The organism is Catenuloplanes indicus, assembly GCF_030813715.1.
Classification (GTDB): Bacteria; Actinomycetota; Actinomycetes; order Mycobacteriales; family Micromonosporaceae; genus Catenuloplanes; species Catenuloplanes indicus.
This window is the reverse complement of the sequence record NZ_JAUSUZ010000001.1, coordinates 5,122,069-5,146,086: the sequence shown is the minus strand read 5'-3', so window position 1 is coordinate 5,146,086 and position 24,018 is coordinate 5,122,069. Positions and strand designations below refer to the sequence as shown.

Genomic DNA, 24,018 nt, shown 5'->3' with positions numbered 1-24,018 from the left:
CAGCAACACCAGCCAGCACCGGCGCTGGGCCGGCCTCGCCGGCATGGCGCTCGTCGCTCTCTCCGCGGTCGTGTCCGTCGGCGCGGTCGTCGGCACCGCGGCAGCGGGTGTCGGTTATCAGCGCTCCACGATCGTCGAAGTTGGGGTGATCGCGAGCATGCCGGCGTCAGCCACCCCCGGTGCGAGCTTTCGCGCCAGCACGGACGAGTCCATACCCGCTTCTCTCCGCGCAGTGGAGAGCACTACTGCGCCCGTCCCGTCGGCTGAGGGAACCAAAACCGCGGCTCCCGAAACCGTGCATGAGCCTCGAATCGCCCCCACGGAGTCACCTCACACGAATGAGGTCACACAAGGGCCAGAGCTAGCGCCGACACCCCCGGCGGAGGCGGCCGCAACTCCCGATGCGGAGTTGCCTGAGCCCGGCACCTCAACTCTTTAACGCCTTCCGCTGCCGGTAGGCACCTGCCGTTCCCGACCCAATCTTCAGCAGAGGAGACCACCATGTCCAAGTCCAAGAAGCGCGGCACCACCATCGCAGTGGCCGGCGCCGTCGCTGCGGTAGCCATCGGCGGCGGCGTCGCCTGGGCAGCTTTCACCAAGGACTCGTCTGCAACTGCCGCAGGCGCCGGCGGCAAGTTGAAGCCGCTCACCACCGTCAGCGCTACAACTGTTTACGAGGGGAATCAGACGGCGCTGTGGCCGAAGCACCCCGCCGACGTCCGAATCGTCGTGTCGAATCCGAATGAGATTGATCTGGTCGTCAAAACGGTCACCCTGCGGGCACAGAACGGCATCGAGGCCACCGGCGCCACCCCAGACGAATGCGAGACCCAGATCGAAGCGATCGCAACCCTGCCGGCGGGCCCGATCGTCGTACGGGCCGACGAGTCGGCGGAGGTCGTCCTCACCGACGCCATCCAGTTCAAGGAGCCCGAACAAGGCGGTACGAATGACGCCTGCCAGGGCGCCACTTTCAAGACCTACTGGACTATCACGGGTGAGAACCAGTGACGCCCGTCACGGCATCAAGTTCGGCTCACAACGGACGGTAGCTCTCGCCCCCCGTTGAGGGGAGTCACCCTGACCTGGAGGCCCGCGCCCTCTCTCTGGCGGCGCGGGCCTCCAGCGTTCAGCTCAGGTCGTCGCAGAGGTTTTGGCGGATGCGGTAGGCGCCGGAGACGGTGCGGTGGTTGTCCGGGGAGATGTCGAGGCGCCAGGCGGGGCCGTCGATGACGTAGTAGCCGCGGGGGAGGTTGCCCTGGCCCTCGCGGAAGCCGACCATCAGTGGGCCGTGGGCCAGGTGCGTGGTGGAACCGTCGTCGTGGTGGATGGCCATGCCGCTCGCGCTGGCGTCACCGTCCACGGTTGCTCCGGTGGCGACGTTGGTCAGGCGGTAGATCAGTGGGCCGAACGCGGCCTCGATCCGCGGCGTACCGTCCGGCTCGGTGGTCAGGACCTTGTAGTAGACCTCGTCCACGATCGGCTCGCCGTGAACGTGGAACACGCAGTAGTGCGGGCCGGCCGGGTAGTCGAGCGGCGGGCTGGGGATTCGCACCCACCCGGAGCCGCCCGTTCGGCCGGCGGCGGCATCGGCGCCGAGACCGTCCGGCTTGTGGGCATGAGCGGGTGAGACACCGGGATCGCCGCCCAGCTGTGCCGGCTGCTCGCCGGGCACGGCGTGCCCGTGGCGGGCGCGCAGGACCCGATGGAGGTTCTCCGCTACGCGGCGGCGCTCGGCCGGCCGGCGCTCACCCGCATGGTCGAGGACGCGCTGTGCGCGGCCGAGCTGAGAGCGGCCGGTGGCGCGGTGCCGACGCCGTTCGCCCGGGAACTGATCATGGCGGCACACCGGACCGGACGCCGGACCGCGATCGTCTCGAACAACTCCGCCGCCGCATGCACGGCCTATCTCACCGCGCACGGGCTGGAGCGGTTCGTGCATCCGATCGTCGGCCGGGCGTACGCCGATCCCGCCCGCATGAAGCCCGACCCGGCCCCGGTGCTCGCCGCCATGCGCGAGCTGGATGCGGAGCCGGGCGAGTGTGTCCTGATCGGCGACTCGGTCAGCGACGTCACCGCCGCGCGCCGGGCCGGTGTCGCGGCGATCGCCTACGCCAACAAGCCCGGCAAGGCCGGCCGGCTCGCGGCCGCCGACGTCGTCGTGCACGGGATCGACCGGATCGTGGCCGCCGTCGAGGCGACCTGATCCGCGGGCGTTGCTCAGCTCAGCGCAGCGCAGAGGTCCTTCCGGATCCGCCACGCGCCGGACAGGCTGCGGTAGTTACCGGCGGAGATGTGCAGCGTCCAGGCGGGGCCGTCGATGACGTAGAAGCCGCGCGGCAGCGTGCCACGTCCCTCCCGGAAGCCGACCATCAGCGGGCCGCTGACGCGGTACGTCAGCGCGCCGTCGTCATGGTGCGTGATCACGCCGCTGGCACTCGCGTCGCCGCGGGTGGTCGCGCCCGTGGAAAGGTTGGTCACCACGAAGACGAGGGGGCCGAACGCGGCCTCGGTCCGCGGCGTACCGTCCGGCTTGGTGGTCAGGGTCTTGTAGTAGACCTCGTCCACGACCGGCTCGCCGTGCAGCGCGAAGTCGCAGGTGAGACCGGCCGGATAGTCGTACGGCGGGCTGGGGATCCGCACCCAGCCGGAGCCGGGCGGTGCGGTGGCGTGTGCGGGCGTGCCGACCGTGAGGGCGATCAGAGCGCCCACCACGAGGATACTGAACAACCGGCGCATGGTTACCTCCATCGAGTGCCTGACGCAGAAACGCGATGGAGGTCGATCGAGGTTGGAAAAGAAAAACGCCGACCTGCGTTGCCGCTGTTCGACGTTCAAATAGCCCGGCGAAAGGCTATGTGGCCAGGGGCGGGGTCGAACCGCCGACCTTCCGATTTTCAGGACCAAGATCGACTGTTCAGCAACGTCCGCGGGGGTACGTCAGCGCAGGTCGCGCGACTTTGGCATACACACACGATCGAGTGCGAACGCGCGCGAACGAGACCAAGTCTGAGACCACGACATCTCGCCACGCTCGGCTGAGCTGTGGCCGTCTCACGCCTGACCGAATCAAGATTGCCAATCGACTTGATCTACACCGATCGCTGTTGATCGTGAGTCAGCCGCCAATGCTGTTGCCCCATTTCGCTCCGCCGCGCCCAGCGCGCGAGCGACCTTGCTGGTCAGCTCCTCCAGTAGCTTGGATGAGCAGAACCCGCAGCTCGGCCGCCACGCCGGCATGCCCCACTCCAGATGGATCTCAACCGCCATAATGCGTTCGGGAGCGACCCGCGAGCAACGAGCACAACATCGCGGTCGCGGCTCGCCGAGCGGCGCACGCTACATACTACAAACCGTCCCTCCGTTCATCGGTTGAGACGGGCTACTTCGGATCCTGCGTCGTCATAAGCGGCAACATAATCAATATTATCAGAGCTTACGCCGCCCTCCGTGGACGCCCAAACAGCATAAGCACCAACTTGTAGGTCAGCAGTGTTCGGTAAACGCCGTACGCTAGCGAGATACACCCTTCCGTTGAACGCAATTTCCACGTTCTCAATAGAGCCTCGACTGATGCCGAAAAGAAAGACGTTCCTGGAGTCCAAAGACGGTGGCACCGAGTGAAAGTCAGGGAAGCCTGATAGCGCTGGCGAATCATCGTTGAAGAAGCCTTGCATGACACCAAGACATGCCGAGTTTGCTTTCAGTGCATCCGAGGCTTCGTCAAATGACCCTTGCGTTGCCGCGAAGCAGACGTTGCGATTACTGGAGAGCCAGGTCCGAATGGACCAACCAGGAACCACACTATCAAGCTCGGCGCCTTGCTCTGCATTCGCAATAGAGACCGTTTCACCAGCACGATCTTCGCCGGTATCACTGAATGAGCTTACCGCACACGACGACAGAATCAGCTGCACAGCAAGAAAGGTGGTCACGGCACCAGCCGCCAGTGACCACCTTCTTGCACCAAGATCACTACTTAGACGACTGTCTATCACTACCTCAGCATCTCAGACGCCGCAACGTCGCGCAAGAGGCCTGTTGAGGCACTTACATGCACGGCCCAGGGAGACAGACGATCCTCCAGCCGATCCTCCAAGCCAACGAAGATGAACTGGCGTTGGCAGCTCGAAGAGTAACGGCGTTCGCGGCATGCCGACTATCGCTTGGCCCTCCCGTACTAGCGCCGTACCATTCAGTTTTGTGGAAAAGCTGATTCGCCGTAACGGTCCATCCATTATCGCACAGCTGGGTTGAGACGTTCACCTCAACCACGTAGGACAAGCCCAACGTAATCACGTTGCAATTCTGTCCATTTATGCTAGATTGCGGGGTGAACTCAATCAGATCACCATTGTTATTGTCCACCGTAAACTGGAACTGCGTATAACCCCTCTGCAGCTCCGCGCCACCGCCAAGCACTCCGGTGCCCCACCCATGCGCCAGGCTCGAATTCGCGGAGTACCAGTTGTTCGGATCCTGGTCGGGCGTCGCATACATAGCCCGACAACCCCACCACTCGTATCTGTCATCCGGCAGGTGGTCCTCGGCATAAAGGCATTCAGAGTTGATTATGTCAGGATTATCCAAAGCCTTGGCTTCGACGTCTAGCCGCTCCTGCTCGCGCCTAGCCTCAGCTACTGGGAATCCAGCAGCTAGCGCGTCAGCGAAAATACTTCTACCAGATTCCCTGTACTTCTGAGCTGCATCGTCAGCGGGCTCGGCCATTTGCATGGCCAGCTCAGCCCAGCGGTCAATTGCGGCGCCTTTGCCGTCCTCGGCAAGAGAGGGACTCTCACCAAAAGTGACGCGCGTACCTGGCTGAGTAATCGCAGTGACCCCATTGGAGTATCTCAGGCGTACCGCCGATCCGCCAAAAATACTCTCTGAACTTTCCAAGATAGCCGATGTCCACCTGCCATCACTGCTCGACACGCCCGCCACCGCAGGGGACGAACCAAGCCCCAAAATGGCCACCGTTACGATTCCGGTAGCTATTCTCCAAGTTTTCATACAACCCACCTCGCGAATCGGGCACACCGAAGGTTGACGCATTAAGCATCTGAGCGGAGGTAATTGCACGAGATCTCGTAGTCACTAAAAGGTAGAGATTGCCCACAAAGCGCCGGCTCGCTAACAGTATCCAGGCGACTGAAGATCGTCAATGGTCCAAAGTTGAGAACTTGCCGCTTGTCGCTTACTAGAAAATTATGCAGTACAGACGTCACATCCGAATCCCAGCTCAGGCCCCAACCGGCAACCCTCATGGGCCAACGCGTGGCACACCTCACGCCAACGGAGTTGAGGTTGCCAATCGGCTTGATCTACACCGATCGTTGTTGATCGTGAGTCTGCCACCCATGCCGTCACCCCATTTCTCTCCGCCGCCCCCAGCGCCGCGCCGATCGCGTTCTCGCTCGGTTGTCGTCGCGCTGTGTCTAGCGCTACCCGCGCTGCTGTGCTTCGGTCTCGCGTCTGTTCCTGTCGTGTGGTTCGTGCGGGAGACTTGGGCTGCCGGGCAGGGCGAGGCTTCCCCCGCTGCGGCAGTCACCGTGTATCTCTACGCCCTTCAGAGCGAGGAGGAGCTTGGTGTAGGCCGGGTGCTCGCCGGACACCGGCGGGACGAACTACTCAAGCAGTGGCAGGACTACCTCAGGGAGTTGGACCGCGCGACGCGTCCATCGCGACTTGAGTGGAACTACGGAGATTTCCGTGATCGCGATGCAACAGGCGACAGCGCAACGGTTCCCGCCCACGTTGCGGGCGTGTGGTGGACCGGGGAGGCTGGCCTTCGAGTGCGCGGCGAGCCGCATCTCTGGAGCTTCGAGACGCGTCGTGATGCGGGAGGTTGGCGGATCTGGTCTGCCGAACTGCCAGCCTGGTGCGGGGTTCACGTCAGGGTTGACGCCTGTGTCTAACCGGGCGGCTGAGCCCCTGCCGCCCGCGCTGCGGGTATGGCGTTCGCTCGCACGTCAACGGTGCGCAACCCCCCTGGGTCGGTGCGCGCATGCCGGCATAGACCCTCGATGCGCCACCACGTTCCATCCGGCAAGGTCCCCCTCGACCGAATGGCCTGCACCTCAATGACGAGCGGGCCGGTCCCAAACTTGTAGTCTGCATCGGCAAGGAGCAGCACATCCCCGATGCGAGGCTCGCTCGGGTCTGCTGGCACTCGCCTTGATCCCGCCACGGCATCCCCCTGGAAGACGGCTGACGGGGGCCGGGCCTCCAGGCGCCGACCCCCGCCGCTTCTGATGGCCGGTGCTACACGCTCGGTACGTATCACCAGGCCAAGGCTTAGAGTAGTCAACTTGTATAGCTTCGTATAGCAACAACCCTGAACGTTCATAATCGTAGTTGCCGGTACCGGCTCTGTCGTGATCAACTAGCGTCGGCTACGTGATCGAACCGGACGGACCCGTACCGATCTATCTACAGCTCGCCGAGATTCTCGCTGAGCGAATCCAGCGTGGGGAATGGCCACCCAACCGACCTATTCCGAGCGAAACTCAGCTTACGCAAGAGTTCGGCATAGCCCGAAATACTGCACGGAAGGCTATCGCCGTACTGCGCGAACGCGGACTGGTCTTCACGGTCCCTCAGCGCGGCACCTATGTTTCACCGAAGGATGGCAGCTAGCTTCTGCGCATGTCGACCTGTCGTTGAAATAGCGCGCCAGAACCACGATGGGGCAACTCGACGGTGCGGATATGCGTAAAGCCTTGCTTGCGGTAATAGTCGTGCAGCTTCTCATTCGTGCGCCACGCGTCGAGCCTAAGCCATTTCCGTTCATGGTCGACGGCTAACGACTCGGCGAAATCGAGCAACTGACCGCCGATGTTGCGCCCTGATGCCTCGCGGTCAATTACCATTCGATGCACGTAGAGAGCATCCTCGGGACCATCCTCCGGTTGCCAAAATTCGGGATCAGCGTATTCGTCAACGGTAGCTGTGCCTACCACTCGGCCGGATTCCTCTGCCACAAGACACCCCCCGCGGTTGATCGCATCCTCGAAGATGCCCCGAACTCTGGCCTCAGAGTTTTTCGCCCACTGATCGGACCCCTGTTGAGCTAGCCACCGCTGGGCCGCCTGGTAAATCTCTACCAGGGCATCCACATCAGAGATTCGGCCGGCACGGATGACGAGTGGCTCACTACTCACTGCGCTTCGCCTCCATGCCATCGCGCTCGTAGACGATGACATGCCGGTCACCGGGCAAGATGTTGACCACCACGCGTACGGGCGTGCCGTCATCCGCTAGGCCGGTGCAGATATGGCAGGCAATCGGCGTTCCCGGACCCAATTCCAGACGTTGAACCTCATCCGGCGTGGGCATCCGCACGTAAATCTCATCAAGCGTTCGCGCTTGCGGGTAACCCGCCTCGCGCAAGACCTCATTCGCACCGCGCGCAATGTCGGCAGGGCGCATAATCTCCGTATTCTGCACGATGCTCAACGGAAAATAGCTGTCATTGGTATTAAAGGGCTCGCCATCGAGGTAGCGCACCCGTCGCCTTACGGCAGCCAACTCTCCATCGGCAAGTTTGAGGCGCTGCTTCACCTCTTTCGGCGGATCAATGATCGCGACGTCTATTTCCTGCCTAGGCTCTCGACCATCGGCGGAGTGATCGGCCATGAACCGATCCATCTCGGGATACGTCGGCTGAGGGCGGAATTCCTGCTGAGGCCGATAGAACAGTGGCTTCCGGTTACGCACGTAGTAGCCCCGTGGCGCACTCGGAACGATCAAACCCTCGTTCACCAGGGCCGCAAGCGCCTGCCGCGCCGTTGAGCGCGCCACCTCGTACCGCGTCGTCAGCTCTTGCTCGGTCGGCATCTTTTGGTCGGGCGCGAGCGCACCTACAGAGATCTGTTCTCGTAGGTCACTCGCGATCTTTGCCCACACGGGCGCCCTTCCCTGCCTGGTCACGGCCATGTTGCACCTTCCTGTCGGACGCACTGTACGGACAGTCTAGGCAGAAACCCTTGACACACGCAGCGCCCGTCTGGCACCTTCGGTCGTGGCACCGCATTGTTCGTACAGTACGTACCGAGCAGACGGTCCGGCCAGTGGCTATTGGTCACGGCGGAGGCGGCTTCGGCTGCGCCGTTCGTGCTCGAACCGCTGCGCGCACGTCCGTTGACAACTCCATCAGGGCTTGTGGCCTCCCTCGCGAACAAGGCCACCGCGCACGGCTCAGGTCCGTGTACCAATCCATGTTTTCCCTGGTTGGCGCGGCAGCGCGCATTCCCGTGTGCTGCCGCGCCGACGTTCAACCTTGGAGGTATCCCGTGAGGGACCATCTTTTCCACATCGACGAACCGACCGGCGCCGAGCTGGAGGCCGTCGAGAACGAGTGGCCGCTGATCATCGCTGAGCTTGACCTGATGGAAGCCGAACTGGACGTGCTGGACGCGGCTGAGATCGGCGGACCGTTCGATCTGGACTGGCAGCGCCTCCGGCGCGCTGAGGCTCGCGTGCTGCGTGAGGCTGCCGCGCTGGCCGACCGCGTTGCCGGGCCGTACCGCGCGGCCTGATGGCCCGGACCCGCGCCGCGTTCCACGATCCGACCGGCGCTCGGTACGGCATCCCCACGTTCTGGTGGCGTGGTGCCCCGGATGGCTACGCCACGCGGCGGCAACTCCGCCAACGCGGGCTGTGCCCCGGCGGCCAACCGGTCGCCGCTCAAGTGCTCTGGGCCGGGGTGGGCGGCACTCGCGCCGCGTACCTCTACCGGCTCGACCTCGCCCGGCCGAAGCGCACCGCTTCCCCGGCCGTGCTCGCTGCGCTCGCTGCGGCGATGCGCGCTCGCAAGACCTGCCCGACCTGCCGCACCGTGCGGCCCTACGTCATCTCGCGCTCGCTCGGCGAGTGCGTTCCCTGCGCCTACCCGGAGGTTCCCGCATGACCGCCCCTACCACCGCCCCGAGCGCGTACCCGCCCGCCGTTGAGGAACTGCTGCGGGACGCATTGAACATGGCTCACGAACTCGGCGGGGTCCCGTCCCGCAACCAGCTCATGAAGCAGTTCCGTATCGGCGCTCCCAAGGCCACCATGCTGCGGGAGGCGCTGACCGTCATCGCCACCCCGCGACTTGACGGCACGTTCAGCCCGGACCCGATCACGGACCCGCCGGTCATCGCGCCGGACCCGGCGCCGGTCGTCACGCCGTCCGAGTCCGCGCCGGGCACGAACGAGGATGAGATGCCCCCGCCGCGTGAGGCGTCGCCGCTGGTCTCTCCGGTCGGACACCCGGGCACGGAGATCACCACCGACCCGGCCCCGCCGGTCACCGACGCCGCCCCGGCCGCGCCGGTGACGCGCAAGCGGCCGGTGACGTGGCCGGTGCTGCTGCTCTGCCTGCCCGCGTTCGTCGCGATCTGGGGCGGCTGGGTGGAGATGGGCAGGCTCACCGGGTTCGGTGAGGTCGCGCTGCTGCCCGGCATCGCCGATCAGGTCGTGCTCGACACCGCGATCACGCTCCCGATCGGTGTCGAGACCTACGCGGCGTACGCGCTTTACGTGTGGCTGTCCGGCATGGTGTCCGGTCCCGCGCTGCGGTTCGCCCGCGCGTCCGCGATCGGGTCACTGAGCATCGGCGCGCTCGGGCAGGTCGCCTACCACCTGATGGCCTCGTGGGGCTGGGAGTCCGCCCCGTGGCCGGTCACCGCCGTGGTGGCCTGCATCCCGGTCGCCGTGCTCGGCATGGGCGCGGCCCTGGCGCACCTGATGCACCACGAGAACTAGCTCTGCCCGGCGGCACGGCCCTCAGGCCTGGAAACCAGTGCCGCGCCGCCGGTCCCCAACCCGTCAGCCTCGAAAGACGTCAGGGAGAGACACCGATTATGTCGGACAGCCAGTTGCGCGACCAGCGCCAAGCCGTCATCGACCGCAACCGCGAAAAGCGCCTCGCTCAGATGGCTGAGGCGCAGCGCCAGGCCGACGAGCGCAACCGCAGGCGCGGACTCGCCTAGCCCTCCGGCCCGCCGGGGCCGCTTCCGCCACGACCGAGCGCGGGGCATCTCGATGCCCGGTCGTGTGCGGTGGCCGCCAGATCGGCGCGCCAGGAGAGGGCGTGATGAGTCACCGCAAGACGCACCAGGTCATCAAGCACGACGACGACAACCTCGGCGGGCGGCCGGTTGGCAAGCCGACCACCGCGACGCAGGCCGTCAAGCAGGCACAGGAGCGCCGTGCCGGCCGGGAGTTCGGTTCCTCCGACTGGTACGGCGTGCAGCAGACCCGCCGCCGGGGTGAGCGCTGATGGCCCGGCAGGTCGGACACCACATCAACGACGCCGGACGTGCCGTGGTCAGCCCGATCCCGAAGCGGCTTCAGGGCTACGACCCGGACTGGGACGTCCACACCTTCACCGAGGGGCCGATCAAGCGGCTTTTCGGCGCGCTGACCAGCAAGCGCACCAAGCGCTGATCTCCCCCTTCACCCCTCTGAATCGCTGTCCCGAAAGGACGTCATGGCCCGCATCGAGAAGACGAACGGCATGTTCCTCGGCCTGCTGCGCGACCGAGAGGACCGCGCGGACCGGCAGCGCCTGGCCGACATCACGTCGAAGGCGACCGGCAAGGAGCGCGCCGCGATCGACGCCGCGCGGCAGAAGCCACACACCGGTCCCGAGTCCCGCAACTAGCTACGCCCGGCGGCGCGGCCCAACGGCCTGCAAACCAGCGCCGCGCCGCCGGTCCACCCCGTCACCTTCCAGGTTCCAGGAGGACCACCAGTGTCTCAGTCCCCGGCCGTCTTCGCTGCCGCGTTCGCGGCGCTCTACACGGCACATCAGCTCGCCGATCACTGGGTGCAGACCCAGCACCAGGCCGACCACAAGGGCACGCCGGGCTGGCGCGGCCGTCTCGCCTGCGCGGCGCACGTCTTCACCTACACCCTGACGGCCGCCGTCGCGCTGGCCGCCGTTGCGCTCACGACCGGCATGGCGTTCGACCTGGTCGGGGTCACGCTCGGGCTGACGGTCTCCGCCGTGTCGCACTACATCGCGGACCGGCGCACGCCGCTGCGCGTGCTCGCTGACGCGCTCGGCTCGGGCCGCTTCTACCGGCTCGGCATCCCGCGTGAGGGCCGCGACGACAACCCGTCGCTCGGCACCGGCAGCTACGCGCTCGACCAGAGCTTTCACGTGCTCTTCCTGTTCATCGCCGCGCTGATCATCGCCTGACCGAGGAGACAGCTCACATGGCACGCAAGAACACCCGCAACGTCGCGTCCGGCAACGACTCCATCGGCGTCCAGGTCGGGCGGGTCGTCGACTCCCCGGCCAGCAAGGACGAGAAGCCGGGCGAGTCCGGCGGCATGCGCAACACGAACGTGAGCAAGGGCAACGCCCGCGTCGGTGTCCAGGCCGACACCGTGACCGGCCCGATCGTCATCCGGTTCTGAGGGAGGCCACACATGATGTTCGACCTGATCGAGTACACCGACCCGGCCGTGTTCACCGAGGGCGTGGCCGCTGGATGGGCCGAGCCGATCACCGACCCCACCGTGATCGACTGGTCCGCCCGGCAGCGCGCCGCGCTGCTGCCGTTCGAGGTCACCAACGGCCGCCCAGTCAGCCCCGGCGGCCCGAACCGGATCAGCTACGGCCGCAACGGGCTCGGCCGATGGGGCGAGAATCCCATGGCCGATGCCCTGGTCACGGCCACGTTCTGCGGGCACCTGTGGGTGCTGCTGGTGGAGCGCGGGGACGGGGGCGGCTGGGCGATGCCCGGCGGCTCGATCGACCCCGGCGAGACCCCGGCCGACGCAGCCGTGCGGGAGCTGGCCGAAGAGACCGGCCTGCACCTGCCCGGCGCAACCTGGACCCTCGACCGGCCACGCTGGGTTCCCGACCCGCGCGGCAGCGCTGAGGCGTGGGCCGTCACCGTCGTCGCCCGCGCCGACATCGGCGTCCGCGACCGGCTCCCAGACGTGCAGGGGGCGGACGACGCGCGCCGCGCGTGCTGGCTCCCGGCCGACCCGGACATCCGCGATCGCGTCCTGGACGTCTTCGCCGAGTCGTTCGGCTGGACCGGCCACACCTTCCCCGCTCACCGCGACGTGCTCAGCGAGGTGACCCGATGACCCGGCCCGATCGAGACGACTTCGACTGGACGGCCGCTGAGGCGGACGTCAACGGCGCGGACGTGGTGGACATCGAGTCCGCCCGCGCGGCCCGCCGCCCGGCCGCCGCGCCCGACGACATCGACCCGGACGACGCCGAGTCGATCGACGAGACCCCGCCGGAGCACGGCGTGCCGGTCGACCCGGCCGACGCGGTACCGGCGGAGGTCTACGCGCGGCAGGCCGCGCGGCGGCCGATCCTGGCGGAGTGGGCGCGGTCGCGCCGGTTGCTTCAGGCGGCCGTCCGGCACGCCACCAAGGACGCCGGGTACGTCCTGGCGTATCACGCGGTCCGCATGCCGAAGTACGCCGGTAAGGCGACGTTTTACGCGCCGATCGGCGTGTTCCGGGGCACCGGCCGCCTCTACGCCTGGGCGATGGCGGAGGAGGGGAACTGGGACCTGCGGCAGGCCGCCGCGTCGCGCGGTGACGCGGACGCGTGGCTCAAGCTCGACGCGCGGCGGCAGCGGCAGTCCGTGTGGCGCTGGTGGGTGGTCGGCGGGATCGGCTTCGCCGGTTTGGCCGGCACGATCGTGCTGGCGTTCGGGCCGTGGTGGTGGCAGGTCTTCGCTGCCGCGATCGCGGTCCCGCTGCTGGCCCGCGTCGGCCGCCCGGCCGACAAACCCATCACCGACCGGGTGGTGCAGGGCAACCGGTACCGCAAGCTCACCGCCGAGCTGGTGCGCCGGGCGCTGACGTCGCTTCAGATGTCCGGCATCAACTCCGCGGTGGCCAAGGACGCCAACGCCATCTCGTTCCCGCAGGAAATCCACCGCGACGGCCCGGGCCATCTGGCGATCGTGGACCTGCCCTACGGCGTTGAGGCGTCGGAGGTGGTAGCCCGGCGCGGCAAGCTCGCGTCCGCGATGCGGCTTCCCCTGGACCAGGTGTGGCCCGAGCCCGCGCAGGGACACACCGGCCGTCTCGCCCTGTGGGTCGGCTACGAACCGGCGTCGGCGATGAAGCAGCCCGCGTGGCCGCTACTCGCGCCGAACGCCAAAGTCGACCTGTTCAAGGCGTTCCCGTTCGCCACCACGCCGCGCCTGGACGTGGTGGACGTCGACATGATGTTCCGCAACTACCTGTTCGGCGGCCAGCCCGGCTCGGGCAAGACGTTCGCACTGCGGGATCTTGTCCTGGCCGCCGCGCTCGACGCGCGGGCAGAGGTCCGGGGCTACGAACTCAAGGGCGTCGGCGACTTCTCCGTCCTGGAGCCGGTCATGGCGGAGTACGGCAACGGCTTCGATGACGAGACCCTGGCCCGCTGTTTCGCATTCATCGAGTGGCTCTACGAAGAGGCCCGCCGCCGCTCGAAGCGCATCGAGCACTACGCGCGGCTCGGCAAGGCCCCGGAGAACAAAGTCACGCCCGAACTCGCCTCCCTCAAGGGGTCCGGGCTGCATCCGCTGGTGGCGTGGTTCGATGAGCTGCAAGAGCTGATGACCAGCAAGTACGGCAAGGACGCCGGAGAGCTGCTGGAGAAGGTCATCAAGCTCGGCCGGGCGCTCGGGATCATCATCCTGATCGGCACCCAGATCCCGGACAAGGACAGCCTCCCGACCGGCATCACCCGCAACGTCAACTCCCGGTTCTGCCTGTCCGTGGCCGACCAGACCGCGAACGACATGATCCTCGGGACGTCCGCGTACAAGAACGGCTACCGGGCGACCGTCTTTCAGCCGGTCGTCGAGGCCGGATGGGGCGTGCTGCGAGGGTTCGGCAAGGTCCAGTCGGTCCGGTCGTACTACGTCGACACCACGGCCGCCGGGCGGATCGTGGCCCGCGCGGTCGCGCTCCGGCAGACCGCCGGGACGCTGCCTGTGCCCGAGGACCAGACCCGCACGGTCGGGCCGGTCGCGGACGTGCTGGCCGACCTGGCGCAGGTCTGGCCGGGCGACGAGAAGAGCGCGTGGAACGAGACGCTGTGCGGGCTGCTGGCCGAGCTGCGGCCCGAGACGTACGGCGGGTGGAAGTCCGCTCAGCTGACCGCCGCGCTCAAGCCGCACACGGCAATCACGGTCACGTCGGTCGGCAAGCGCATCGAGGGCAAGCAGGCCACCCAGCGCGGCATCCACCACACCGAACTCATCGCCGCTATCACCGAGCGTGACCGGAAGCGGTCCGCGGACTGACCGTGTGCAGGGCTGCTATCGATAGCGGCCGACTCTGCTAGCGATAGCAGCCCTGCTAGCACCCCATCCGAAACCTGAGCTGCCCGTTAGCGGATAGCAGCTCACGGCCCCGCACGCCCGAAAATCGGCCCGGGAGGCTGTTTTGGACCCCCACGCCAGCACCGCTACCGCCCTGTTCCTCGCCGCTCTTGCTGTCACGCTCGGTTACGCATTCGCGTGCTGGGTCTGGCCGTTCAAGCACTGCCCGCGCTGCCACGGCACCGGCCGCAAGCCATCCCCGACCGGCCGCGCGTTCCGCGAATGCCGCCGCTGCGGCGGCACCGGCCGCCGCCTGCGCGCGGGCCGCTGGATCTACAACCAGCTGTCGCACCGACGCCGGGAGGCCGGCCGATGAGAGCACGCACCATGGCCTCGTTCCACCGCAAGCCGATCCCTCACACAGACTGGTGCACCGGCGACCACCGATGCGGCGTCAACTTCCACCAGGCGCCGGACATCATCGCGGACGGGCAGCTCGGCGCGCGGGCCATCATCACCCGCGTCCGGGCCGCTGAGGTCGACTACGCCGAGATCCGCATCCGCGTGCCGCTGCGCCGGGCGGACAGCCTGGCGCGGCGGCAGCTCGACACCGCGCTTCACGCGGTCCGCGCGCTGCTGGCCGCTGTGGCGGCCGTACGGCCCGCGCCGCTGCCTGGCGCGGGCGACCGACCGGCTGTCGGCCGCCGGGCGTTCTGATGCCCGGCCGTTGGATCGGTGCGAGCGCAGCCCTGGGCCGTGCCGTGCTGGCCGATGAGCCTTACCCGCACATCTGTGGGCGGCCGGTCAACGGCACGGCCGACCATCCGCCCCGGCTCACTCACCGGGACTGCGCCGCCGCCCGCGCTCCGGCGCGTCCCGCCGTTCCATCCGCTCAACCTCAGGAGGACGTCATGTCCGACCCTTCCCTGATGCTGCTGGCCGCGTACGCGCTGGCCGCTGAGGGACTGCCCGTGTTCTTCCTCGGGCGCACCAAACGCCCCGTCGCCAACTGCCCCGGCTGCCCGAAAGGCGACCCGAACCACGATCCTGAAGCCTGCGAGTGCCTTACCTGCCACGGCTTCTACGCCGCGTCCACCGATCCGGACCGCATCACCGCGATGCGGGCGGCCGTCCCCCGCGGCTTGCTGGCGATCCGGACCGGCGGGCCGGTCGCCGTGGTCGACATCGACCCGCGCAACGGCGGCCGGATCGTGCCCGAGCTGATGCCACCGACCCGCGCCGTACGGACCGGAAGCGACGGGTGGCACCTCTACTACGCCCACCCCGGTGGCGCCCTGGGCGCCAAGCTCCACGGATATCCCGGCATCGACATCAAGGCCGATGGCGGCTACGTCGTCGCCCCGCCGTCGATGCACCCCCTCACCGGCCGTCCGTACCGGTGGATCGGGGACCGGCCGACCGTGGCCATGCCCCCGGCGCTGGTCGACGCGTGCCGGGCGCCCGTGCCGGCCGAATCCGCACCCCCGCGCGCGACCGTGATCCCGCTGTCCGGGGGGCGGGGCATCTCATCTCCTGAGGCGCTGCTTGAGGCCAACCTCAACGCGGTGCGCAACGCCCCGCGCGGTCAGCGCCGCACCCGCCTCTACGGCGCGGCCCGTGGCATCGCACGCATGGTCAAGGCCGGGGCGATCACCCACGCCCGCGCGGTCGACGAACTGACCCGCGTCGGCCGGGAGATGGGCCAGCCCGAGCGCGACATCCGCGCGGCCATCATCGGCGGATTCCGTGCCGAATCCGTCGCCACTGAAGGGATTGCCGCATGAACCAGCCCAAGCGCACCGTGAACGGCGCGGCCCTGCTCGACCGGCTACACGCCGCACTCACCCGCTACGTCGTGCTCCCCTCCCCGGAAGCGACCGATGCTGTGGTGCTGTGGATCGCGGCCGCTCACGCGCAACCGGCGTGGGCGCACGCGCCCCGGCTGGTCATCCGCGCCCCCGAGAAGCGCTGCGGGAAATCCCGGCTGCTCGACATCGTGGAAGGCACCACCCACAACCCGCTCATCACCGTCAACGCGTCCACGGCCGCCGTGTACCGGTCGATCGGCAGCGATGACCCGCCCACGCTGCTGGTGGATGAGGCCGACACGATCTTTGGCGGCAAGCAGGCTGAGGCGAACGAGGAACTGCGCGGCCTGCTCAACGCCGGTCACCAGCGCAACCGGCCCACGATCCGATGGGACAACGCCCGCAACAAAGTCGAGACGATCCCCACGTTCGCCATGGCCGCGCTCGCCGGGATCGGCCACATGCCCGACACCATCGAGGACCGGGCTGTGGTCATCCGCATGCGCCGCCGGGCGCCCGGCGAGACCGTCAGCCCGTACCGGCACCGGCGCGACGGCGCGGCCCTGCGCGCGCTGGCACGGGACCTGACCGTATGGCTCCGGGCCAACCTCAAACTGCTGGAGTGCGCCGAGCCGGAAATGCCGCTGGAGGACCGGGCAGCCGACACGTGGGAGCCGCTGATCGCCGTGGCCGATCTCGCCGGGGGTGACTGGCCCGACCGGGGACGGCACGCAGCAGCGACGCTGACCGCTGAGCGGGACAGCAACACCGAATCCTCCGACCGCATCCGGCTGCTGGCCGACTGCCGGGCCGCGATCGGGGAACACGGCGTGATCCCGACCGCCGTCCTGCTCGACCGGCTCAAGGCCGACCCGGAGGCGCCCTGGGCGGAGTACGGCGGGACCGGCCTGACGCCGATCAAGCTTGGTGCGCTGCTGCGCGAGTACGACATCCGGCCGGAGACGATCCGGTTCGCGCCGCCGGTCGGGCAGGCCAAGGGCTACCGCGCCGTGGCGTTCCTGGACGCCTGGAAGCGCTACACGCCGGAGGTCATCACCGACGCGGTCGGAGAGCCGTACCAGCCGTACCAGCCGTCCCCGGGCAGCTCAGAGGCGGTACGGCTCGACAACGTGGTACGGCTCAAGCCGTACCAGGCACCCCTAGATGAGATGCCCCCGCCCCCGGACTCCGGTACCGCTGGTACGGCTTGACCCGTACCAGCCCACCAAGCCGTACCGCCCCTGACCTGCATTGATACGGCCGGTACGGCTGGTACGGCTTGGACGCCGAATCGGGACACCCGCTCAGACGGGCAACGAATACGGGCCGCTGAGAGCCACGGAGACAGATCGACGCATGCCGCTATACCGGCGGTCCCGAGATCTTGCCTCTACGGCGCTCTCAGCGGCCCGCTCTATGGCCCTTTACGCCATTGCCTACACACCCACGGCGCGGGAGGCCCATCCGTCCCGGTCGGCCGCCTCTATTGCCGTGGGCGCCTAGAACACATCCCTCAGCACCAACCACGGGGAGAGACGGCATGCACCCGGACACCACGCCCATCACGTTGACGGTTGACCAGGCCGCCAAGCGGCTCGGAATCGGCCGGACCCTCATGTACGCGCTCGTTTCCAGCGGCGAGGTTGAATCCGTCACCATCGGTCGGCTTCGCCGCGTTCCCGTCCGCTGCCTCGACGAATACCTGAACCGACTCCTCACCAATCCCACCCACGTGCCGAATGCGGCCTGAAAGGAACTGAATGCCTCGCAAGAAGCGCTCTGAGGGCACGCGTGCCCCGAACATGGCGGCCAGCATCTATCAAGGCAGCGACGGGCGCTGGCACGGCCGGGTCACGATGGGCGTCCGCGACGACGGACGCCCGGACCGCCGGCATGTGTCCGCGAAGACGGAAGCGGAGGTCACCCGCAAGGTTCGCGACCTGGAGAAGGACCGTGACGCCGGTCGGACCAAACGGCCCGGCCGGGCCTGGACCGTCGAGAAGTGGCTAGATCACTGGCTGGAGAACATCGCGGCCGGGAGCGTACGTCCCAAGACCTACGCCGGATATCAGACTGCGGTCCGGCGGCATCTCATTCCCGGGCTCGGAGGCCACCGCACCGATCGCCTTCAACCGGAGCACATCGAGAAGCTGTACGCGGCGATGCGTTCCCGCAATCTGAAGCCGGGAACCGTGCACCACACTCACCGCACTTTGCGGGCCGCCCTGAATGAGGCCGTCCGCCGTGGGCAGATCGTCAAGAATCCCGTCTTGGTGGCGAAGCCACCGCGCTTACAGGAGGAGGAAATCGAACCACTCACCGTCGTAGAAGCGCAACGCGTTCTCGCCGTAGCGGCAAAGCGCCGAAACGGAGTGCGCTACGCCATTGCGCTATCCATTGGCCTACGCCAGGGCGAGGCGCTAGGACTCCAATGGCGCGACGTCAACGAGGAGTCAAGCACGCTGACCATTCGGCGCGCCCTACAGCGGCACACATGGCGCCACGGGTGTTCGGGAGACTGCGGCAAGAAGCGTGGCGCGGACTGTCCTCAGCGCCACGGTGGTGGCCTGGCGATCGTCGACACCAAGTCGCGGGCAGGCCGCCGCGTCGTAGGCGTTCCTCAACCGCTCATGCGAGCGCTGATCGCGCACAAAGCGGCTCAGGATGCCGAACGCGCGGCGGCCGGGGACCTGTGGCACGACGAGGACTGGGTGTTTGCTCAGTTGACCGGCAAGCCGCTCGACCCGCGTGCCGACTACGAGGAATGGCGCGACCTGCTCAAGGCGGCCAAGGTTCGCGCGGCGCGGCTGCACGACGCCCGGCACACTGCCGCAACGATGTTGCTGGTCTTGAAGGTGCCGACCCGCGCCGTGATGGACGTCATGGGGTGGTCGAACGCGAGCATGGCCGGGCGCTACCAACACGTACCAGCTGAGGTGCTGAACGGAATCGCCGGTCAGGTCGGCGGGCTGCTCTGGGGCACCGAGGATGAGCCCAAAAGCACCGAGGATGAGCCCGAAAAGGAGGAATGAGACCGGAACTGAGACCACAAGATCCACTAACCGCGTGATCTAGCTGGAAACGAAAGGGCGCCGACCGGCAAAGTGGCTGGTCGGCGCTCAATAGCCCGGCGAAAGGCTATGTGGCCAGGGGCGGGGTCGAACCGCCGACCTTCCGATTTTCAGTCGGACGCTCGTACCAACTGAGCTACCTGGCCGTAACGCAGAACGCCGCGCTTTCGCACGGCGATTGCTGCGTGGCGGTCCTGACGGGACTTGAACCCGCGACCTCCGCCTTGACAGGGCGGCGAGCACTCCGACTGCTCCACAGGACCTTGCTTGTCTTGCGCCTTGCTCGTCTTACCGGTCTTACCTTACAGTGCCCCGGCTCGGCCGGTGCTGTGCCCCCAACGGGATTCGAACCCGTGCTACCGCCTTGAAAGGGCGGCGTCCTGGGCCACTAGACGATGAGGGCGGCTCCGCTATCTTCGCACACGCTCTGCAGAACGTTTGCGTCGACTGCGGTGTCTTGCTCTCACCGGCCCCGCCGGAGGCATGAGAAGCATATGTCATGCCCGGCGCCGCCTCCAAATCAGTATCCCCGCGCGGCGCAGCTGCCCGAATTATCCCGAAAAACGGAGGCGAGACAGGCAGAATGCTCACTATGAGCGACGAGCCCGGGGCGGACGGCGATATCGCGCAGTCCGTGCATGTCGGGCGCCAGCCGATCTGGTCGGCCGATCGGCGCCTGGTGGGCTACGAGCTTCTGTTCCGCGGCGGCATGGGGGTCTCCGGGAGCTTCGCGACCAGCCAGGTCATCGTGAACGCGTTCACCGAGTTCGGGCTGGCGGAGATCGCCGGGGACCGGCTCTGCTTCATCAACATGACCAGGGAGTTCCTCACCGACGAACTGCCGCTGCCGTTCGGGCCGGGGCAGGCGGTCCTGGAGGTGCTGGAGACGATCGTGGTCGACGAGGAGCTGATCGCGGGCGTACAGCGCCGGCGGGAACAGGGGTACGCGATCGCGCTCGACGACTTCCTGCTGGACACCGGGCACGAGCGGCTGATGGGGCTGGCCGACTACGTGAAGATCGACATCCTGAACACGGAACCGGACGAGTGCCGGCGGATCGCGGCGGCCTGCCGGGCGTACCCGGAGATCACGCTCCTGGCCGAGAAGGTGGAGAACCAGGAGCACCTGGCGCTGGCCGAGGAGCTGGGCTGCGGGCTGTTCCAGGGATACCTGCTGGGCCGGCCGCAGGTGCTGTCCGCACAGGCGCTGTCGCCGTCCAAGTTCAGCCGGATCCAGCTGATGGCCGCGCTGCTCAAGCAGGACGTGGAGATCAACGAGATCGTGTCGTTGGTCACCCAGGACCCGGCGCTGTCGTTCCGGCTGCTGCGAGCCAGCAACTCGGTGGCGGCCGGTGTCACGAACCGGGTCTCCTCGGTGCACGAGGCGGTCATGATGCTCGGGATCGCACAGGTGCGCCAGTGGGTGGCGCTGATGGCGCTCAGCGACGTCTTCGACTCGACCGAAGGGCCGGTGGACGCCGCGCTTTCCCGGGCCCGCATGTGCCAGCTGGTGGCGGCGGAGCTGGACCAGCCGATGGACGCGGCGTTCACGGTCGGGCTGCTGGACCGGGTGGCCGACCTGATCGACGTACCGTCGGACGAACTCGCCGGGCAGCTGCCGCTCTCCACCGAGGTGTCGGCGGCGCTGGCCGATCAGGCCGGCGGCCTGGGGCGGGTGCTCCAGGCCGTGCGTGCCTACGAGAGCGGCGACCTCGACTCGATCCGGGCGACCGGCATCGATCCGAATCGGCTGACCACCACGTTCCTGGCGGCGGCGGGCTGGTCAACCAACGCGATCGACGCGCTCTACGCCGGCTCCGGTCCGCGCGAGTAGCGGCAGGACCAGCTCGACCGCGTCGTCGAGCGAGTTCGGGGCGACGGTGCCGGCCGGCAGCCCGTCCCGTCGCCAGCCGGGCCCGGCCGCGATCAGCAGCATCGCGTGCCGCACGCCGGACATCAGGGCGTGCAACTGGGCCGGGTCGCCGGTCGCCGGCAGCTGCGACCAAAGCACCACGGCGAGCGGCCCGGTGCGGTTGACCGCGTCCGCGAGCGCGGCGGACGGGACGCGCGCGCCGAGCAGCCGGCAGGCAGCGCCGCGTTCGGCGAGCGCGGCCGCGAGCGCCTCCAGCGGCAGGCTGTGCTGCTCCTCGTCGGCACAGGCGAGCAGCACCTGCGGTGACACTCCGTAGGCAACCGGCCGGGTGACCGCGCCCAGCGCCTCGGACACGGACCGGGACAGCAGGTGCTCGACCTCGATGTACCGGCCGGTCGCGGCGTACCGCTCGCCGACCCCGATGAGCACCGGGACCAGCAGGTCGGTCCAGGCCTGGATCACACCCACCTCGGCGATGGACTGAGTGATCAGTTCACGCATGGCGGGCGCGTCGAGCCGCATGGCCGCGGTCGCCAGCCCGCGTGCCGCGGGCGCGGCGTAACCGAGAGCGATTGAGTGCCCGCCGCCGTGCCGAACCTCTAGATCAAGATCAAGATCAAGATCTTCCGGCGATACGTGCACCATCTGCGACGGCGAGCTCGGAGTGCCACCGCCGGTGCCCTCGGACACCGGCGCGCGCGACGCGAACCGGGCCGCCTCCGCGGCCGGCACGCCCTCGGCCGTCAGCCGTCGCATCACCTCCAGCCGCGCCAGATCCTCCTCGGTGTACCGCCGGTGCCGTCCGCTCTCGTGCCGGCTCGGCCCGAGCCCGTACCGCTGATGCCAGGTGCGCAGCGTGGTGACCGCGATGCCGAGTCGTCGCGCGACCGCCCCCGCCGTCAGGCCGTCATCGCCCACCCGACCGCTCCGCGGCTGGTATCGGCGCCCCGGCCGGGTCACCGGCGTCGACGAGCGCGAACAGGTGCTTGATCACTCCGTCGAACCAGGGCGCGAACGGGCGCCCGTCGACCAGCTCGGCGCGCAGGTCCGCCGGCGCGACCCAGCGCAGTTCCGCGACCTCGTCCGGGTCCGGCGCGATCGCGGCACCGGCCGGGAGACGGCCGAGCAGCACGTGGTCGTACTCGTGCTCGACCCGCCCGGTCGCCGGGTCCTCCGCGTAGTACAGGTGCACGCCGATCTCGGTCAACGGCAGCGGCGCCACGCCCAGCTCCTCGCCGAGCCGCCGGTTCGCCGACACGGACAGCGACTCGCCCGGCTCAGGGTGACCGCAGCACGCGTTCGCCCAGCGCAGCGGGAAGCGCGTCTTCACGGCGGCGCGCTGCTGGAGCAGGATCCGGCCGTCGTCGTCCACCAGCAGCACCGAGAAAGCGCGGTGCAGCCGGCCCGGTGCGACGTGGGCGGCCGCGACCGTGGTGCTGCCCTGCGGGGTCCCGTCCTCCCCGCAGAGCTCGACGAGATGTTCCTCACGTGCGGTCATGCAGTGCTCCCGGTGATGCGCGCGGCGGCCAGCTTTCCAGAGATCAACACCATCGGTACCCCGACGCCCGGCTGCGTGCCCGAACCGGCGAACACGACGTTGCCTATCGACGGATGCAGGTTGTGCGGCCGGAACGGGCCGGTCTGCATCAGGTTGTGCGCGGCCGCGAACGGGGTGCCGGCCGCCATGCCCTGGTCCGCCCAGTCCGCGGGCGTGATCGTACGCAGTACCTCCACGCCGTCCCGGAAGCCGATGTAGCCGCGCTCCTCCAGCGTGCCGAGCAGCTGGTCCGCGTACCGGTCGCCCAGCCCGCCCCGCCAGTCCAGCGGGCCGCGCTCCAGGTTCGGCACCGGGGCCAGGATGTAGTAGCTCTGCTTACCCTCGGGCGCCGCCGACGGATCGTCCATGCTCGGGTTGCAGACCAGCAGCGACGGGTCGGTCATCAGCTCTCCGCGCCGGATCACCTCGTCGAACGTGCCGCGCCAGCTCCGCCCGAAGTGGATGTTGTGATGCGCGATCTTGGAGTAGGCGCGGTCCGAGCCGACGTGCAGCACCACGCAGGACGGCGAGTACCGCAGCCGCCGGCGGTAGGGACGGTCCGGCAGCAGGTCCCGGTAGGCGACCGGCAGATCCGGGTTGAGCACGAACGCGTCCGCCGCGATCCGCTCGCCGTCCGCGGTGATCACCGCGGTGGCCCGGCCGTTCACCGTCTCCACCCGGGACACCGTGGTGTTGTACCGGATCTCCACCCCGTGTTTCTCGGCCGCCGCCGCCATGCCGCGCGGGACCGCGTGGATGCCGCCCTTGGGGAAGTAGACGCCGGCCACCGAGTCCAGGTACGCGATGACCGCGTAGATGGCCAGCGCGTCGTGCGGCGACATCCCGGCGTACATCGCCTGGAACGAGAAGACGCGCTGGGTACGCGGGTCCTTGAGGAACTGGTTGACCTTGGGTTGCAGCCGCCGCATCGCGCCGGAGCCGAGCAGCTTCAGCATGCCGAGGTTGACCAGGTCGCGCGGTGAGTCGAGGTTGCGGTCGATGAAGTCGTTCCGCTCCAGGTCCCACAGGTTGCGGGCGAAGTCGACGAAGCGCAGGTATCCGTCCGCCTCGCGCGGCCCGCAGACCCGGGAGATCTCGGCGGCCATCCGTACCGTGTCCGCGATCACGTCCAGCTGCGAGCCGTCCGGGTAGAACGCGCGGTACGCCGGGTCGAGCGGCGTGAGTTCCATCCAGTCGGACAGCTCCTCGCCGACCGCGGCCAGCGGCTCGGCGATCAGCTCCGGCATGGTGAGCACGGTCGGCCCGGTGTCGAACGTGTAACCGCCGACGTCCAGCCGCCCGGCCCGGCCGCCCGGGACCGGCTCGCGCTCGACAATGGTCACCCGGCGGCCCGCGCCCGCGAGGTGCAGCGCTGCCGCGAGACCGCCCAGCCCCGCGCCGACGACCACCACGTGATCAGTGGCCCCGCTCACCGTACGCATTCGTG

The 24,018-nt window shown here is 68.1% G+C and carries 30 protein-coding genes and 3 tRNA genes; 21 read left to right on the top strand and 12 right to left on the bottom strand.

Features of this window, described 5'->3' with window-relative positions:
* Nucleotides 1-501 precede the first annotated feature (501 nt).
* Nucleotides 502-1,011, top strand: a complete 510-nt coding sequence (locus J2S42_RS23245) for a hypothetical protein (RefSeq protein WP_307242367.1) — start codon at nucleotides 502-504, stop codon at nucleotides 1,009-1,011.
* Nucleotides 1,012-1,129: 118 nt separating this feature from the next.
* Here J2S42_RS23245 and J2S42_RS23240 read toward each other — a convergent pair whose 3' ends face one another.
* Nucleotides 1,130-1,555, bottom strand: a complete 426-nt coding sequence (locus J2S42_RS23240; RefSeq protein ID WP_307242366.1) for a hypothetical protein — start codon at nucleotides 1,553-1,555, stop codon at nucleotides 1,130-1,132.
* 129 nt (nucleotides 1,556-1,684) lie between these two features.
* Here J2S42_RS23240 and J2S42_RS23235 point away from each other — a divergent pair, with 129 nt between their 5' ends.
* Nucleotides 1,685-2,206 (top strand): HAD family hydrolase, encoded by a 522-nt coding sequence (locus J2S42_RS23235; RefSeq protein ID WP_307242364.1) that lies wholly within the window; start codon nucleotides 1,685-1,687, stop codon nucleotides 2,204-2,206.
* A gap of 14 nt (nucleotides 2,207-2,220) precedes the next feature.
* On the opposite strand, the gene J2S42_RS23230 is transcribed toward J2S42_RS23235, so the two are convergent.
* The 3 genes from J2S42_RS23230 to J2S42_RS23220 all read right to left on the bottom strand — a co-directional run bounded on the left by J2S42_RS23230 (nucleotide 2,221) and on the right by J2S42_RS23220 (nucleotide 5,013).
* Nucleotides 2,221-2,712 carry a hypothetical protein gene (locus J2S42_RS23230; RefSeq protein ID WP_307242362.1) on the bottom strand — a complete coding sequence of 164 codons (492 nt, stop codon included), beginning with the start codon at nucleotides 2,710-2,712 and terminating at the stop codon, nucleotides 2,221-2,223.
* A gap of 653 nt (nucleotides 2,713-3,365) precedes the next feature.
* Nucleotides 3,366-3,917: a hypothetical protein gene (locus J2S42_RS23225; protein ID WP_307242360.1), complete on the bottom strand. Its 552-nt coding sequence runs from the start codon at nucleotides 3,915-3,917 to the stop codon at nucleotides 3,366-3,368.
* A gap of 133 nt (nucleotides 3,918-4,050) precedes the next feature.
* A complete protein-coding gene (locus J2S42_RS23220) occupies nucleotides 4,051-5,013 on the bottom strand; it encodes a hypothetical protein (protein WP_307242359.1) in 963 nt (320 codons plus the stop codon).
* A 1,386-nt stretch (nucleotides 5,014-6,399) separates the two neighbouring features.
* Here J2S42_RS23220 and J2S42_RS23215 point away from each other — a divergent pair.
* The gene (locus J2S42_RS23215; protein ID WP_307242357.1) at nucleotides 6,400-6,639 is read left to right on the top strand and encodes a GntR family transcriptional regulator; all 240 of its coding nucleotides are present in this window, start codon (nucleotides 6,400-6,402) and stop codon (nucleotides 6,637-6,639) included.
* Here the strand turns inward: J2S42_RS23215 and J2S42_RS23210 are convergent.
* Together J2S42_RS23210 and J2S42_RS23205 are read right to left on the bottom strand one after the other, a co-directional pair.
* Nucleotides 6,636-7,118, bottom strand: coding sequence for a GNAT family N-acetyltransferase (locus J2S42_RS23210; RefSeq protein WP_307242355.1), 483 nt, complete (start codon nucleotides 7,116-7,118; stop codon nucleotides 6,636-6,638). The two genes, J2S42_RS23215 and J2S42_RS23210, sit on opposite strands and share 4 nt — an antisense overlap.
* Before the next feature lie 37 nt (nucleotides 7,119-7,155).
* Nucleotides 7,156-7,938, bottom strand: coding sequence for a GntR family transcriptional regulator (locus J2S42_RS23205; RefSeq protein WP_307242354.1), 783 nt, complete (start codon nucleotides 7,936-7,938; stop codon nucleotides 7,156-7,158).
* A 356-nt stretch (nucleotides 7,939-8,294) separates the two neighbouring features.
* Between J2S42_RS23205 and J2S42_RS23200 the strand changes: the two genes are divergently transcribed.
* The 17 genes from J2S42_RS23200 (at nucleotide 8,295) to J2S42_RS23120 (ending at nucleotide 19,122) form a co-directional block, all read left to right on the top strand.
* The gene (locus tag J2S42_RS23200; RefSeq protein WP_307242352.1) at nucleotides 8,295-8,540 is read left to right on the top strand and encodes a DUF6284 family protein; all 246 of its coding nucleotides are present in this window, start codon (nucleotides 8,295-8,297) and stop codon (nucleotides 8,538-8,540) included.
* On the top strand, nucleotides 8,540-8,911 hold the full coding sequence (locus tag J2S42_RS23195) for an RRQRL motif-containing zinc-binding protein (RefSeq protein ID WP_307242350.1): 372 nt from the start codon (nucleotides 8,540-8,542) through the stop codon (nucleotides 8,909-8,911). The genes J2S42_RS23200 and J2S42_RS23195 overlap by 1 nt, the downstream gene beginning before the upstream one ends.
* Nucleotides 8,908-9,750 (top strand): ABC transporter permease, encoded by an 843-nt coding sequence (locus J2S42_RS23190; RefSeq protein WP_307242348.1) that lies wholly within the window; start codon nucleotides 8,908-8,910, stop codon nucleotides 9,748-9,750. The genes J2S42_RS23195 and J2S42_RS23190 overlap by 4 nt, the downstream gene beginning before the upstream one ends.
* 98 nt (nucleotides 9,751-9,848) lie before the next feature.
* Nucleotides 9,849-9,977 carry a hypothetical protein gene (locus tag J2S42_RS23185; RefSeq protein ID WP_307242346.1) on the top strand — a complete coding sequence of 43 codons (129 nt, stop codon included), beginning with the start codon at nucleotides 9,849-9,851 and terminating at the stop codon, nucleotides 9,975-9,977.
* Nucleotides 9,978-10,081: 104 nt separating this feature from the next.
* Nucleotides 10,082-10,267 (top strand): hypothetical protein, encoded by a 186-nt coding sequence (locus J2S42_RS23180; protein WP_307242344.1) that lies wholly within the window; start codon nucleotides 10,082-10,084, stop codon nucleotides 10,265-10,267.
* A complete protein-coding gene (locus tag J2S42_RS23175) occupies nucleotides 10,267-10,434 on the top strand; it encodes a hypothetical protein (protein WP_307242343.1) in 168 nt (55 codons plus the stop codon). The genes J2S42_RS23180 and J2S42_RS23175 overlap by 1 nt, the downstream gene beginning before the upstream one ends.
* A 43-nt stretch (nucleotides 10,435-10,477) precedes the next feature.
* On the top strand, nucleotides 10,478-10,651 hold the full coding sequence (locus J2S42_RS23170; RefSeq protein ID WP_307242341.1) for a hypothetical protein: 174 nt from the start codon (nucleotides 10,478-10,480) through the stop codon (nucleotides 10,649-10,651).
* A gap of 90 nt (nucleotides 10,652-10,741) precedes the next feature.
* Nucleotides 10,742-11,191 carry a DUF3307 domain-containing protein gene (locus tag J2S42_RS23165; RefSeq protein ID WP_307242340.1) on the top strand — a complete coding sequence of 150 codons (450 nt, stop codon included), beginning with the start codon at nucleotides 10,742-10,744 and terminating at the stop codon, nucleotides 11,189-11,191.
* A 17-nt stretch (nucleotides 11,192-11,208) separates the two neighbouring features.
* Nucleotides 11,209-11,412 carry a hypothetical protein gene (locus J2S42_RS23160; protein WP_307242338.1) on the top strand — a complete coding sequence of 68 codons (204 nt, stop codon included), beginning with the start codon at nucleotides 11,209-11,211 and terminating at the stop codon, nucleotides 11,410-11,412.
* Nucleotides 11,413-11,424: 12 nt separating this feature from the next.
* A complete protein-coding gene (locus J2S42_RS23155; RefSeq protein WP_307242336.1) occupies nucleotides 11,425-12,093 on the top strand; it encodes an NUDIX domain-containing protein in 669 nt (222 codons plus the stop codon).
* Complete coding sequence (locus tag J2S42_RS23150) at nucleotides 12,090-14,264, top strand: P-loop NTPase family protein (RefSeq protein WP_307242334.1); 2,175 nt, start codon at nucleotides 12,090-12,092, stop codon at nucleotides 14,262-14,264. Before J2S42_RS23155 ends, J2S42_RS23150 begins: the two co-directional genes overlap by 4 nt.
* A 142-nt stretch (nucleotides 14,265-14,406) precedes the next feature.
* Nucleotides 14,407-14,658 (top strand): hypothetical protein, encoded by a 252-nt coding sequence (locus J2S42_RS23145; RefSeq protein ID WP_307242332.1) that lies wholly within the window; start codon nucleotides 14,407-14,409, stop codon nucleotides 14,656-14,658.
* Nucleotides 14,655-14,999 carry a hypothetical protein gene (locus tag J2S42_RS23140; RefSeq protein ID WP_307242331.1) on the top strand — a complete coding sequence of 115 codons (345 nt, stop codon included), beginning with the start codon at nucleotides 14,655-14,657 and terminating at the stop codon, nucleotides 14,997-14,999. The genes J2S42_RS23145 and J2S42_RS23140 overlap by 4 nt, the downstream gene beginning before the upstream one ends.
* A 212-nt stretch (nucleotides 15,000-15,211) precedes the next feature.
* Nucleotides 15,212-16,066: a bifunctional DNA primase/polymerase gene (locus J2S42_RS23135; RefSeq protein ID WP_307242329.1), complete on the top strand. Its 855-nt coding sequence runs from the start codon at nucleotides 15,212-15,214 to the stop codon at nucleotides 16,064-16,066.
* Nucleotides 16,063-17,301 (top strand): DUF3631 domain-containing protein, encoded by a 1,239-nt coding sequence (locus tag J2S42_RS23130; protein ID WP_307242327.1) that lies wholly within the window; start codon nucleotides 16,063-16,065, stop codon nucleotides 17,299-17,301. The genes J2S42_RS23135 and J2S42_RS23130 overlap by 4 nt, the downstream gene beginning before the upstream one ends.
* A gap of 329 nt (nucleotides 17,302-17,630) precedes the next feature.
* Nucleotides 17,631-17,840: a helix-turn-helix domain-containing protein gene (locus tag J2S42_RS23125; RefSeq protein WP_307242326.1), complete on the top strand. Its 210-nt coding sequence runs from the start codon at nucleotides 17,631-17,633 to the stop codon at nucleotides 17,838-17,840.
* 10 nt (nucleotides 17,841-17,850) lie between these two features.
* A complete protein-coding gene (locus tag J2S42_RS23120) occupies nucleotides 17,851-19,122 on the top strand; it encodes a tyrosine-type recombinase/integrase (protein WP_307242324.1) in 1,272 nt (423 codons plus the stop codon).
* Nucleotides 19,123-19,233: 111 nt separating this feature from the next.
* Here J2S42_RS23120 and J2S42_RS23115 read toward each other — a convergent pair.
* The 3 genes from J2S42_RS23115 to J2S42_RS23105 all read right to left on the bottom strand — a co-directional run bounded on the left by J2S42_RS23115 (nucleotide 19,234) and on the right by J2S42_RS23105 (nucleotide 19,564).
* Nucleotides 19,234-19,307: transfer RNA gene (locus tag J2S42_RS23115), tRNA-Phe, on the bottom strand.
* Between the two features lie 40 nt (nucleotides 19,308-19,347).
* Nucleotides 19,348-19,424: transfer RNA gene (locus tag J2S42_RS23110), tRNA-Asp, on the bottom strand.
* Between the two features lie 67 nt (nucleotides 19,425-19,491).
* Nucleotides 19,492-19,564: transfer RNA gene (locus tag J2S42_RS23105), tRNA-Glu, on the bottom strand.
* Nucleotides 19,565-19,753: 189 nt separating this feature from the next.
* Here J2S42_RS23105 and J2S42_RS23100 point away from each other — a divergent pair.
* The gene (locus J2S42_RS23100; protein ID WP_307242323.1) at nucleotides 19,754-20,995 is read left to right on the top strand and encodes an EAL and HDOD domain-containing protein; all 1,242 of its coding nucleotides are present in this window, start codon (nucleotides 19,754-19,756) and stop codon (nucleotides 20,993-20,995) included.
* Here the strand turns inward: J2S42_RS23100 and J2S42_RS23095 are convergent.
* The 3 genes from J2S42_RS23095 to crtI are packed head-to-tail and all read right to left on the bottom strand — an operon-like array spanning nucleotide 20,945 to nucleotide 24,013.
* Nucleotides 20,945-21,952 carry a MerR family transcriptional regulator gene (locus J2S42_RS23095; RefSeq protein ID WP_307242321.1) on the bottom strand — a complete coding sequence of 336 codons (1,008 nt, stop codon included), beginning with the start codon at nucleotides 21,950-21,952 and terminating at the stop codon, nucleotides 20,945-20,947. The two genes, J2S42_RS23100 and J2S42_RS23095, sit on opposite strands and share 51 nt — an antisense overlap.
* Nucleotides 21,942-22,532, bottom strand: coding sequence for an isopentenyl-diphosphate Delta-isomerase (gene idi / locus J2S42_RS23090; protein ID WP_307242320.1), 591 nt, complete (start codon nucleotides 22,530-22,532; stop codon nucleotides 21,942-21,944). Before idi ends, J2S42_RS23095 begins: the two co-directional genes overlap by 11 nt.
* Nucleotides 22,529-24,013, bottom strand: a complete 1,485-nt coding sequence (crtI, locus tag J2S42_RS23085; protein WP_307242318.1) for a phytoene desaturase family protein — start codon at nucleotides 24,011-24,013, stop codon at nucleotides 22,529-22,531. The genes idi and crtI overlap by 4 nt, the downstream gene beginning before the upstream one ends.
* Nucleotides 24,014-24,018: the final 5 nt, after the last annotated feature.

What these genes read in the sequence shown, in the direction of transcription:
- J2S42_RS23245 (WP_307242367.1), top strand. Translation starts at nt 502, where the DNA reads ATGTCCAAGTCCAAGAAGCGCGGCACCACCATCGCAGTGGCCGGCGCC.
- J2S42_RS23220 (WP_307242359.1), bottom strand. Translation starts at nt 5,013, where the DNA reads ATGAAAACTTGGAGAATAGCTACCGGAATCGTAACGGTGGCCATTTTG.
- J2S42_RS23205 (WP_307242354.1), bottom strand. Translation starts at nt 7,938, where the DNA reads ATGGCCGTGACCAGGCAGGGAAGGGCGCCCGTGTGGGCAAAGATCGCG.
- J2S42_RS23195 (WP_307242350.1), top strand. Translation starts at nt 8,540, where the DNA reads ATGGCCCGGACCCGCGCCGCGTTCCACGATCCGACCGGCGCTCGGTAC.
- J2S42_RS23190 (WP_307242348.1), top strand. Translation starts at nt 8,908, where the DNA reads ATGACCGCCCCTACCACCGCCCCGAGCGCGTACCCGCCCGCCGTTGAG.
- J2S42_RS23185 (WP_307242346.1), top strand. Translation starts at nt 9,849, where the DNA reads ATGTCGGACAGCCAGTTGCGCGACCAGCGCCAAGCCGTCATCGACCGC.
- J2S42_RS23180 (WP_307242344.1), top strand. Translation starts at nt 10,082, where the DNA reads ATGAGTCACCGCAAGACGCACCAGGTCATCAAGCACGACGACGACAAC.
- J2S42_RS23175 (WP_307242343.1), top strand. Translation starts at nt 10,267, where the DNA reads ATGGCCCGGCAGGTCGGACACCACATCAACGACGCCGGACGTGCCGTG.
- J2S42_RS23170 (WP_307242341.1), top strand. Translation starts at nt 10,478, where the DNA reads ATGGCCCGCATCGAGAAGACGAACGGCATGTTCCTCGGCCTGCTGCGC.
- J2S42_RS23160 (WP_307242338.1), top strand. Translation starts at nt 11,209, where the DNA reads ATGGCACGCAAGAACACCCGCAACGTCGCGTCCGGCAACGACTCCATC.
- J2S42_RS23155 (WP_307242336.1), top strand. Translation starts at nt 11,425, where the DNA reads ATGATGTTCGACCTGATCGAGTACACCGACCCGGCCGTGTTCACCGAG.
- J2S42_RS23150 (WP_307242334.1), top strand. Translation starts at nt 12,090, where the DNA reads ATGACCCGGCCCGATCGAGACGACTTCGACTGGACGGCCGCTGAGGCG.
- J2S42_RS23140 (WP_307242331.1), top strand. Translation starts at nt 14,655, where the DNA reads ATGAGAGCACGCACCATGGCCTCGTTCCACCGCAAGCCGATCCCTCAC.
- J2S42_RS23135 (WP_307242329.1), top strand. Translation starts at nt 15,212, where the DNA reads ATGCTGCTGGCCGCGTACGCGCTGGCCGCTGAGGGACTGCCCGTGTTC.
- J2S42_RS23130 (WP_307242327.1), top strand. Translation starts at nt 16,063, where the DNA reads ATGAACCAGCCCAAGCGCACCGTGAACGGCGCGGCCCTGCTCGACCGG.
- J2S42_RS23125 (WP_307242326.1), top strand. Translation starts at nt 17,631, where the DNA reads ATGCACCCGGACACCACGCCCATCACGTTGACGGTTGACCAGGCCGCC.
- J2S42_RS23120 (WP_307242324.1), top strand. Translation starts at nt 17,851, where the DNA reads ATGCCTCGCAAGAAGCGCTCTGAGGGCACGCGTGCCCCGAACATGGCG.
- J2S42_RS23100 (WP_307242323.1), top strand. Translation starts at nt 19,754, where the DNA reads ATGAGCGACGAGCCCGGGGCGGACGGCGATATCGCGCAGTCCGTGCAT.
- idi (WP_307242320.1), bottom strand. Translation starts at nt 22,532, where the DNA reads ATGACCGCACGTGAGGAACATCTCGTCGAGCTCTGCGGGGAGGACGGG.
- crtI (WP_307242318.1), bottom strand. Translation starts at nt 24,013, where the DNA reads ATGCGTACGGTGAGCGGGGCCACTGATCACGTGGTGGTCGTCGGCGCG.